Raw genomic sequence first — 8500 nt, forward strand, 5'->3', positions numbered from 1 at the left:
TCATGAGGTGCTGGGCGCTTCGTTGCTCCACGACATGATGATTGTTGTGGGCGTGCCGCTTCCTGGGCCGCTAGTATGGTGTCGTTAACAGGTGGGCATGAGGCACATGATGGAAGCACTTCTTCTCAGGACCTCGACTACCAGCCGATTGCCATTTGCCGCTCGCTATGGCCTGACAACTCTCCTGGTCCTGATGGTCTGCGCTGTGCGCATGATGCTGGGCAGCCTTCTTACTGCGTCACCTTTTCTGCTCTTTGTTCCGGCTGTTTTCCTAGCGGCCGTGCTGTTCAATACCGGTACCGCTTTGTACGCCACCCTCCTGAGTGCCGGGCTGGTAGTCTACTTCTTTGTCGAACCCGTAGGCACCCTCACCCTCAACACTCATGTCGCTGTCTCGCTTGGCTTCTATGTCGGGATCGGCGGGCTGATCGCCGGACTGACCGGGGCGCTGCGACGGGCTATGGAACGGGCACGGGCGGCCGAGCGGGCGAAGGACCTGCTGCTTCACGAGGTCAATCACCGCATCAGGAACGATCTCCAGATCCTCACCTCGCTGGTGTCGCTGCAGCGCCACAAGACCAGCAGTCCGGAAGCCCGGGAGGCACTGGGAGTGGCGATGGAGCGCATCACCGTGCTGGCCCGGGTTTATGATCGGCTGTCCCACCACGACAGCACCGCGGTCGTTGACACTCACGACTTTCTGTCCAGCCTGGTCGACGATCTGCGGACTGCGCTGGTGGGTGAGCGGCCGATCACGATCACAGAACAGCTGGATCGGGTTACGCTGACGCTTGAGTGTGCCCTGCCCCTTGGGCTGATCATCAACGAACTGCTGACCAACGCGCTGAAATACGCCTTTCCCGGGGCCCAGTCCGGGCGAATCGAGATCAGCTTTGTTCAGCGGGCCGACACATTCATTCTGCGGGTTCGGGATAATGGCGTCGGCCTGAATGAGGACCAGCCGCCCGGGCGTGGTCTTGGGCAACAGCTGGTGCACCGGCTCGCTACTCAGCTCAGCGGCACGGTTCTGATAACGGGCGATGCCGGCGTATGCGTAGAGATGCGCTTTCCAGCCCCGAGCTGCCTGGCACCGTCGGTGCCGCCTCTTCAGCATTCGGCCGCATCGGGTACGCTCAGCTAGTCGGCACGGGGGGCCAGGCCGGCGGCCCGCCTTGTAGAAATACTCACCTTTCCAGTGTCCCGAACCCCAGGAGGAGCCTTAATCAGCAGAATGCGGCGCCGACCGATACCTGCACGTATGCCTCTCGACACCCTCGGGCCAGCAAAGCGCCTTCCGGCTTAACGGAAGGCCAAGTCGGACCTGTCAAGCGGACAGGGCATTTCCGCCGACGCTGATCATCTTCCGCTGAAGGGCTGAGGCAACCGCTTGCAGAACGGTGTCCTCCACGACCGGCTTGATCAGAATATCCGCGGCAAGTTCACGCCCTTCCACACCCGCCCTCTGGTAGTCGGCGGTCAGGAAAATGACAGACACACCCAGAGGAGCCAGCTCGGCAGCGACGGAAATGCCGTCGATGGTTCCGCCCAGGTCGATGTCAATCAGCGCCAGGGTCGGCAGATGTCGGTACGCCAGCTCCAAAGCCTTCTCGGCCTTGTACGCCGGACCGACCACCGTGTAGCCTTCATCGGTGAGCAGCCCGGCCCAGCCCAGGGCGATGAAGGGATCGTCCTCGCAGATCAGAATACGGGCAACAGCAGAGGGCTTGCTGCTGGGGCTGGGTAGAGCGGCGGGCGACATGAAGCGCAACCTTCAAAACGGGTCATGAACGATGTAGCCATTGTCGTTAACAGGAGGTTACGACCTGAGTTTCAAAAAAGCGGTAAGCCCTATGCGTCAGGTCTGACGCACGTTCCAGTGGCAGCCATCGCCAGGGAGAACCTGGCGCGGTGAGTGCTGTCGATGGCGAGCGCAATTGTCGAGCAGGAAGGGCTTCACCCCTAGCCATCCACCTTGAGAGCAGCAAAAACCGTGGGCAGATGGTGCACTTCATTGGCGACGACCGGCGCTGTGCGGAAATCCTGGCCGCGCCGACGATGTCACGGACCCAGTCTCCCAGGACGCAGCGGGCGATCTGGAGAGCCGCGCGCTCGAGGCCCTGCTCGACCAGCGCCCCGCCGATATGGCCGAGTACCACGCCAAGTTCGAGGCCTTGATCCCGGCCACCGAGAACGACACCGAATTCTATGTCCTGCGTGTCCTCTCCGCCGATGCTCGTGAGCTGGCGGCGGAGGCCGCGCGATAACGGAGCACCTCGAGCTGACGGGGGCGGGCGCCTCCGAGGATCGCACCCTGTAACAGGTATCATTGACAACTTACGAAGAAAACGACCCCTCGCCGGGAATATGCCAACAAGGTATTGGTCCTGTGGGCGTCAAGACAATTAATAGCTCGGCTTCGCCATGCTCGGGATGGAAAACCCCGATCCGCTGCCCGGCTCGACACCCTGCGCGTGGCTCCAGGCGAGCCGCAAATTGTCTTGACGTTCAGACACGCCGAACCGGTCGATCACTCGATGGCGGCCTCGCCTGTCGAGAACTTTGGCTTACGGTTGACCTCGGCATCAACCAGCGCGATCCAAGAGCACTCTTTCCAGCCTGGTGGTTTTTGCCCGCGATTTAGCGATCGGCGGTGCCGCCCGGCCGCTGGCCACTTCGGCGCCGAGGAGACGGTTTTGAGGATCGGCAACACGCTCGATTGGCAAACGGGCCAGGGATGCCGTCGAGAGTTTCCTCGGCGGTGCGATCACCGGGGTGTTCAGGCAAGTTTGATGAACCGTCAGAAGCCTCTGAATGGTAAGCCGACGACGAGCAAAGACGGCTGACTCGCCCCGGCACGCGGAAAGGGCAGGGATGTCCCTGCCCTTGGCCGGTGTGGTTGGGAAGCCGCGCACCCGCCGTTACTCGCCTCGCTCGAACTGTACGCGAATGTTGGATCTACCGCCTCCGGTTGGTTGGCGCGGCGAAAGTGTTCTGCGGCTCAAAGTAACGGCAGGCCGCGGTACCCGGCGGGATCGGCTTGCCCTTGCGGCCGGTCAGCATGCGGTACTTGCGGCACACGAACCTGGAGCCGTCTGGGTCGAGCAGGGCGCAGCGGGAGCAGATCGCACCAGTCGGGCCGGAGCCGGGGAGGGCCGCAAAGCAACCAAGCCGCGCCATGCGGCCGGTTTCGAGCAGAGGGTGCTTGTTTTCCATGCTGGTTACTCCGCCGCTACAGTGACAGATGCGGCGACGGCCCGGCGGAAGGGTTGGAGCCGATCGCGCACCAGATGGCGCCAGCCGCCGGGGCAGGGACCGTGATCGATGGACAGGCCCAGAGCCTCCAGCATGGTGACATAAGTCCGCCAGTCGCGCGAGCAAACGTCCGGCTGGCCGTACGGACTGTGGGCCGCGATGATGCCGGCCGCATAGAGTTGGTCGTCGGTCGCCAGCTCCAGTTCGATGTCGTTCGCCAGCGCCGAGACTTCGGCGATCGACAGCGGGAAGCAGCAATTGGGAACGACGCTTCCGGGGTGATAGTCGTTGCCCAGGTGGTTCATCGCCATCGTCGTGAAGCGGCTGAAGCTGAACCCCAGGATGGTTGTTGCCCTGTACTCCCATCGCCGGGCGAATTGATCGCAGTCCGGATCGGTCAGCAGCCAGCCGACGATGGCGGTGCGGGTGCAGTCGGCCAGAACGCACCGCTGTGCCGGGGTGAGACGGTAGGTCATGGTTCCGGCTCCTCAAAAGCTGTCGCGGGACAGGCGGTGGCGCTGATGGCGGACAACCCGCGCGCTGTGCGCGTCGGGATCGGTGACGATCAGGCCAAAACTCGGTCGCTCAGCCATGGTTCGCGCTCCCAGCTTTGCGGGTCAGAGCGACGCGGACGGCACTGCCGTGCTCGGCTGTGCTGACCAGTTCGCCAGCCCTCACCTCCAGGCGGCAGTGCCTTGGGGTACAACCGGCCAGGATGGACAAAGCCACCTGGGCGGGATAGGTTTCGCTGTTCTTTTGAGTTCGCATTTTGGGTTCGCACTTGGAAGAACTCCGGTGTTGAGCCGGAGCCGGGGGTGTTGGCAGCACCTCCGGCGCCGGGCGGTTGGATCAGGGGACAAAGCGGTCGATGATGCGCCGGCCTTCGTCGGTTTCGCGCCAGGAGTCGCCCAAGGCACCGGTCAGAATCTCAGTCACGAAGTCTTCCAAGGTGTCGTAGCGTTGGGTGAGGCTGGGGGTGCGCCGATAGACCCAGGCGCCCCTGAGCAGGTATTCGGCGCTGCCGGTGCGGCCGATCGGGATTTCGTGCCGGACCATCATCGGGCCTTCGCAAGGGCGTCGGCGTTGTCAGCCAGCAGGCGCAAAATATGAAATTCGCTGTCGTCTTTGGTCCCTTCGAGCAGCGCGCGGAACTTGGCCGCGAAGTCGGCAATCGTGATGGGCCTCTCGTTGACCAGCACCGTCATGGCTGCCGTTGCGGCATCCGCGGCGTCGGTCCAGGCGTCGAGGTTCCGGGCCTCGTCGACGCTGTCCGCGATCGCACTCAGGCACTTGTACTCCGCGATCAAGGCGGCCATCTGGGGCGACACGACGCCCGGGGCGGTGCGGGCAGGAGCCGCCGGAGCAAAGCCGGCGGCCAGAAGGCCGGTGAGAAAGGCGTGACGGAAAAACAGCATCGCTGGTCACTCCGCGGCGATGGCGTGGGACGTACTGGTCTGAAAGACGCGTTCCAGGGTTTCGGGAAAGCCGCCCACTCCAGGTCGGTCGCGGCCTCAATCGCCTCGTCCTCGTCGTCGGCGATCTCGCGGCCCGTTTCCTCGATCTCATACCGACCGGTGTGCGGGTAGTAGATGGTCAGCTCGGTGACCACCTCGAACTTGGCATCCAGGTGACTCAGGATTACAATGATGTAGATGTTTTCGTTGCCGACGCTGAAGACTATATTGCTGAGCATTTTAAGCTCCGTTGCGCTTACGTCTTACAGGTGCTAATTTAACACTTAAAGCATAGGTCTTGCAAGACCTATTTTAATTCATGTGAGACTTATTTTTGCGCAGAGGGGATGCTTTAGTGATTTCGGCGGATCAGATCAGGGCAGGCCGGGCGTTGGCGCGTTGGTCGGCAAGGGAGCTTGCCGAGCGGGCAGGGGTGGGTCTTCAAGCCATCCAGCGGATTGAAAACGGCGTGGTTTCGGTGAGAAGTGCCAAAGCCGAAACCATAGAAGGCATACAGCGGGCGCTGGAAGAAGAAGGAATCGTTTTCCTGCCTGATGGCTATGGGGTGACCAAGCGCCAGCCATGACGCCCTACCACTACAAGGTCCTGCACCGCCAGGGCATGTTTATTTAATCGGCCAAGCCGCGCATCATCGATCAGATCAAAACCGACAGCACATTACAGTATATCCTCAGCCGACTGTCGATGATCGCGGCGGCCACGGCCGATGCCGCCGTGGTATCTACCGGGCCGAGCCGGTGTCGCTCACCCTCCTCGACACGGTTCACCGTATCCGGGAAGCGCATAAGCGGGGCAGAGGCCATTTCGACGGTCTCCGATGGTCGAGCCCGCCAACGAGCGGCCGACCAGTTCCAACACGTCTGTACGTCAAGAGCGCTCGCAGGGACCCGTTTGCAGCCCAGTCCCGATTTCCCGGAAAAGTGCCGGCGGCCGAACCAGGCGAAAATGGGTGGAGCCCTCTTGACGCCCACATCCGCAGAACACCCTGGTTGCTTCCAGCAGCCAGGGGAATGCCTCCCAGGCGAGAGGATCTTTCTTTCCTGTCCATGGGGCAGCCACTTTCCGGCAGGTGCGAACCTGGAGGCAGAGGTTTATTCTGGCGCCGCGTTGTCGACCGACATCCAGGATGTTAGGAGAGGATTGACATGAACCGCTTCGTGTTTCCTCTGGCGATGCTCCTGCTGGTCGAGCTGATCTGCTCCGGGATCAACAAGGCGCTGGCTCCCTACGAGGCGGCGTTCTGGACCTGGGGCGGCTATGTCTCGCTGGTCTTCATCTGCTTCCTGTGGTGCCTTGGGCTGGATGAGCGGCTTCACCGGATGAAGCACCCTCGAAATGAAGATCGAGGCCGGCGAGGATCAGCGCCGTCCGGCGGTGTCCGGTTTCGTCGCTGAGGGCGTCGAGGAGCGCCGCAGTTTCCGGCGTGAGCCAGACCTTTTTGGCGATGCCGGTCTTCAAGGGTGCCGGATAGTGAACGCTCCGATTCTGTTGCCGGGCCTCGACAAGCAAACGAACCGCCTTTTCGATGATGGCCCCCGGCTGATCGTTGATCCTGTCCCATGTCGCCTGACTGATCCGTCCGAAATGGACACCGACTTTATCGTCACGCTGCGGCATGGTGGTCCTTATCTCTCCGGCCTGAACTCTTCCATGGGCAGATGCTGCGCGAGCACGATGCTGATTTCGCGCGGTTCCACCTGAATCACGGGCGGTATGTCTAACTGACGTCGTGCCCACTCGTCCAGGGGCGAAGACGCGCGGTTAGCGAAAATGCCCGCGACCGCGGCGCCGACGCCGCCCTCGCCGCCGGCCGTGATCGCGGTCCGGCCGAGATCCAGGACGCTGGCGGCGGCGACGTAGCCAAGCTTGCGCCAGAAGAAGCCGTTAACCTCGCCGGTCACGCCCGCCGTGCCGTCCGGATCGCCGGCCACGGTGTCGTCGAGGTCGATGGTGTCGCCGCGCGGTGGAGGTCGGGTCAGGCCGGTCCACAGGATCCCCAGGCGGGCCTGACCCTCCGCTACCTGCGTCTGGTAGCGGCCGATGAAGCGGGTTCCGCGCGGGATGGCGAGGCATCGCTTGTCGGCCGACCAAATATCCCGCGTGACGACTGCGGAAACTGTGCCGGGTGACTCGCTGGTGATACGCTGCTCAGTCATCGCCGGGATGTTCACGCCGGCATTGACCTGGCAGGGGAAGGGGTCAGTCAACTCATGCCTGGAATAGAGCTTGCCACCGGTACCGCCGCCGGTACCGCCGCCGTGATCGGCGCCAGCGCCGACATTGCCGCTGCCGACCTCGTCCTCGCCAATTGAGCCGGCGGCCGTCACCGGCACGGGTTTCAGATCGGCCATGCGCGCCGCCCTCAGCAGGTCGGCCCTGGTCGGCCCCGTTCGCTGTCCGGTCAATCCCGGCGCCGAAGCAGGTGCCTGCTGTGCGATGGGCTGCGGCGCCGGCTTGGCGGTGGGTTCCGGGGGCGGTGGAGGGGGTGGCTGCGGGACAATCTGGGAATAGTCCAGCGGCATGCCGATCAGTGGGCGTGGCTGGCTCAGGCGCGGCTCCGGCTCGATCCGCTTTGGTTCCGGTTCGCCGCGGAGTAGGGACGGACCGATCGTGACGGCGCCCAGGACGGTGACCGCAGCGCATCCGATGACGACGAACGGCCATTTTCGCAGCGTTTCGACAGGGGGCCTTGGGTCGTCCAGCTGCCGCGGCGGCTCGACAAAACCGGTGCTGGTCATGGCACTGCCCTTTCTATGCGGAGTGTCGCGGTGTCGGTGCGCAACTCGATGATGGGCGGCACGCCGTCGATCAGATAGGCGCCGTCGATCATGGCCGGGCTGGCGGGACGCTCATTGTCGCCCTCGACCAGCCAGACCGCCGGCAGGTCGAAACCGGCCGATTGCGGAAACCGGATGCAGGTGTGCGACCCGTCGTTGGAGACATCGCCGGGCCGCAGGCCGAAGGACCCCTCGTCACCGGCCAGCCGGTAGTTGATGTCGGCCCTGGCGCAGAGTTCAGGCGCGTCGGGATCGGCTTCGGACAGGAAGCCATAAGGATCCGACCAGCGGATCCTGCTGATGTGCGTCCGGGTGGTTGGCTGGATCACGACGCTGTAGAGGCCCTGATTGGTGGTCACCGTGCAGTCCTGGCGCGGCGCCGTCATCCTGGCCTTGACGCTCCACACCCAGGACTTCGACGGTCCGATCCCCATGCTCGACCACGACTGCGACAGGATCACGCCTCCGTCGGAGCAGGTTGCCGGCTGGGGCTTTTCTCCCGGACTGAACTGGAATGTCGAGACGCCGCCTTCGGGGATGTAGACGAGATAGCTGTGGTTGGGATGATAGGGCGGCATATAGGTCACTCCCTTGAACCACTCCCGGCGGGGTTTCACCAATCCCTCGCTAAGAGCGGCGAAGGACGCCTTGACCGGATCTTCCGGCGCCAGCCTGGGCAGCGTGTCCGGAGACGGCGGCCTGACGGGTCGCACCGGCAGGGATGCGGCGGAGGGAAGAGTGGGCAGGGGCGGCTGGTACTGCGGCTCCGCGCACGCCGCCATCAAGAGAGGCAGAAGCAGGACGGCGGCACGAAATCTCATCTCAGCTCCTCAACATAACTACAGCATAACAGTAGTCACGCCGGCAGAAAACGCCCTTGAGAAGGAGGCGATCAGACACCCGGAGGGGGCGTCCAGTAAAAGCCCTTGATGACGAACCCGAAGATGTTGGCCTCGGCCTCCGCCCCGGTTCGGGGCGTGTGCTGCTCGAGGTCGA

12 protein-coding genes are annotated in these 8500 nt (G+C 63.4%); 3 read left to right on the plus strand and 9 right to left on the minus strand.

Going from position 1 to position 8500, the window contains the following annotated elements; genetic code table 11:
- Positions 1 to 109: 109 nt before the first annotated feature.
- Entirely contained in the window at positions 110 to 1141 is a 1032-nt protein-coding gene (locus tag AC5JJ6_RS27485) for a histidine kinase dimerization/phosphoacceptor domain -containing protein (protein WP_496045117.1), read from the plus strand.
- A gap of 183 nt (positions 1142 to 1324) precedes the next feature.
- Here AC5JJ6_RS27485 and AC5JJ6_RS27490 read toward each other — a convergent pair whose 3' ends face one another.
- Positions 1325 to 1759 (minus strand): response regulator, encoded by a 435-nt coding sequence (locus tag AC5JJ6_RS27490; protein ID WP_496045118.1) that lies wholly within the window; start codon positions 1757 to 1759, stop codon positions 1325 to 1327.
- 382 nt (positions 1760 to 2141) lie between these two features.
- On the opposite strand from AC5JJ6_RS27490, the gene AC5JJ6_RS27495 reads away from it, so the two are divergent.
- Entirely contained in the window at positions 2142 to 2264 is a 123-nt protein-coding gene (locus AC5JJ6_RS27495; RefSeq protein WP_496045119.1) for a hypothetical protein, read from the plus strand.
- A 691-nt stretch (positions 2265 to 2955) separates the two neighbouring features.
- Here the strand turns inward: AC5JJ6_RS27495 and AC5JJ6_RS27500 are convergent.
- From AC5JJ6_RS27500 to AC5JJ6_RS27515, 4 genes are all read right to left on the minus strand, one after another.
- Positions 2956 to 3213 (minus strand): hypothetical protein, encoded by a 258-nt coding sequence (locus tag AC5JJ6_RS27500; RefSeq protein WP_496045120.1) that lies wholly within the window; start codon positions 3211 to 3213, stop codon positions 2956 to 2958.
- A 5-nt stretch (positions 3214 to 3218) separates the two neighbouring features.
- Entirely contained in the window at positions 3219 to 3728 is a 510-nt protein-coding gene (locus AC5JJ6_RS27505; RefSeq protein ID WP_496045121.1) for a hypothetical protein, read from the minus strand.
- Positions 3729 to 4101: 373 nt separating this feature from the next.
- Positions 4102 to 4311 carry a hypothetical protein gene (locus AC5JJ6_RS27510; protein ID WP_496045122.1) on the minus strand — a complete coding sequence of 70 codons (210 nt, stop codon included), beginning with the start codon at positions 4309 to 4311 and terminating at the stop codon, positions 4102 to 4104.
- Positions 4308 to 4667, minus strand: coding sequence for a hypothetical protein (locus AC5JJ6_RS27515; RefSeq protein ID WP_496045123.1), 360 nt, complete (start codon positions 4665 to 4667; stop codon positions 4308 to 4310). Before AC5JJ6_RS27515 ends, AC5JJ6_RS27510 begins: the two co-directional genes overlap by 4 nt.
- A gap of 394 nt (positions 4668 to 5061) precedes the next feature.
- On the opposite strand from AC5JJ6_RS27515, the gene AC5JJ6_RS27520 reads away from it, so the two are divergent.
- Positions 5062 to 5292 (plus strand): helix-turn-helix domain-containing protein, encoded by a 231-nt coding sequence (locus tag AC5JJ6_RS27520; RefSeq protein WP_496045124.1) that lies wholly within the window; start codon positions 5062 to 5064, stop codon positions 5290 to 5292.
- A 707-nt stretch (positions 5293 to 5999) separates the two neighbouring features.
- Here AC5JJ6_RS27520 and AC5JJ6_RS27525 read toward each other — a convergent pair.
- The 4 genes from AC5JJ6_RS27525 to AC5JJ6_RS27540 all read right to left on the minus strand — a co-directional run.
- Positions 6000 to 6344 (minus strand): hypothetical protein, encoded by a 345-nt coding sequence (locus tag AC5JJ6_RS27525; protein WP_496045125.1) that lies wholly within the window; start codon positions 6342 to 6344, stop codon positions 6000 to 6002.
- Positions 6345 to 6352: 8 nt separating this feature from the next.
- Positions 6353 to 7465: a TraB/TrbI/VirB10 family type IV secretion system protein gene (locus AC5JJ6_RS27530; RefSeq protein ID WP_496045126.1), complete on the minus strand. Its 1113-nt coding sequence runs from the start codon at positions 7463 to 7465 to the stop codon at positions 6353 to 6355.
- On the minus strand, positions 7462 to 8325 hold the full coding sequence (locus AC5JJ6_RS27535; RefSeq protein ID WP_496045127.1) for a TrbG/VirB9 family P-type conjugative transfer protein: 864 nt from the start codon (positions 8323 to 8325) through the stop codon (positions 7462 to 7464). The genes AC5JJ6_RS27530 and AC5JJ6_RS27535 overlap by 4 nt, the downstream gene beginning before the upstream one ends.
- A 71-nt stretch (positions 8326 to 8396) precedes the next feature.
- On the minus strand, positions 8397 to 8500 hold a 104-nt coding region (locus AC5JJ6_RS27540), incomplete at its 5' end, for a hypothetical protein (protein WP_496045130.1).

The sequence above is a fragment of the Skermanella sp. genome (genome assembly GCF_059503625.1).

Bases quoted from the DNA above. Each gene is read 5' to 3' on its own strand.
- AC5JJ6_RS27505 (WP_496045121.1), bottom strand. From the start codon at position 3,728: ATGACCTACCGTCTCACCCCGGCACAGCGGTGCGTTCTGGCCGACTGC.
- AC5JJ6_RS27490 (WP_496045118.1), bottom strand. From the start codon at position 1,759: ATGTCGCCCGCCGCTCTACCCAGCCCCAGCAGCAAGCCCTCTGCTGTT.
- AC5JJ6_RS27495 (WP_496045119.1), top strand. From the start codon at position 2,142: ATGGCCGAGTACCACGCCAAGTTCGAGGCCTTGATCCCGGCCACCGAG.
- AC5JJ6_RS27530 (WP_496045126.1), bottom strand. From the start codon at position 7,465: ATGACCAGCACCGGTTTTGTCGAGCCGCCGCGGCAGCTGGACGACCCA.
- AC5JJ6_RS27515 (WP_496045123.1), bottom strand. From the start codon at position 4,667: ATGCTGTTTTTCCGTCACGCCTTTCTCACCGGCCTTCTGGCCGCCGGC.
- AC5JJ6_RS27525 (WP_496045125.1), bottom strand. From the start codon at position 6,344: ATGCCGCAGCGTGACGATAAAGTCGGTGTCCATTTCGGACGGATCAGT.
- AC5JJ6_RS27535 (WP_496045127.1), bottom strand. From the start codon at position 8,325: ATGAGATTTCGTGCCGCCGTCCTGCTTCTGCCTCTCTTGATGGCGGCG.
- AC5JJ6_RS27500 (WP_496045120.1), bottom strand. From the start codon at position 3,213: ATGGAAAACAAGCACCCTCTGCTCGAAACCGGCCGCATGGCGCGGCTT.
- AC5JJ6_RS27510 (WP_496045122.1), bottom strand. From the start codon at position 4,311: ATGATGGTCCGGCACGAAATCCCGATCGGCCGCACCGGCAGCGCCGAA.
- AC5JJ6_RS27485 (WP_496045117.1), top strand. From the start codon at position 110: ATGGAAGCACTTCTTCTCAGGACCTCGACTACCAGCCGATTGCCATTT.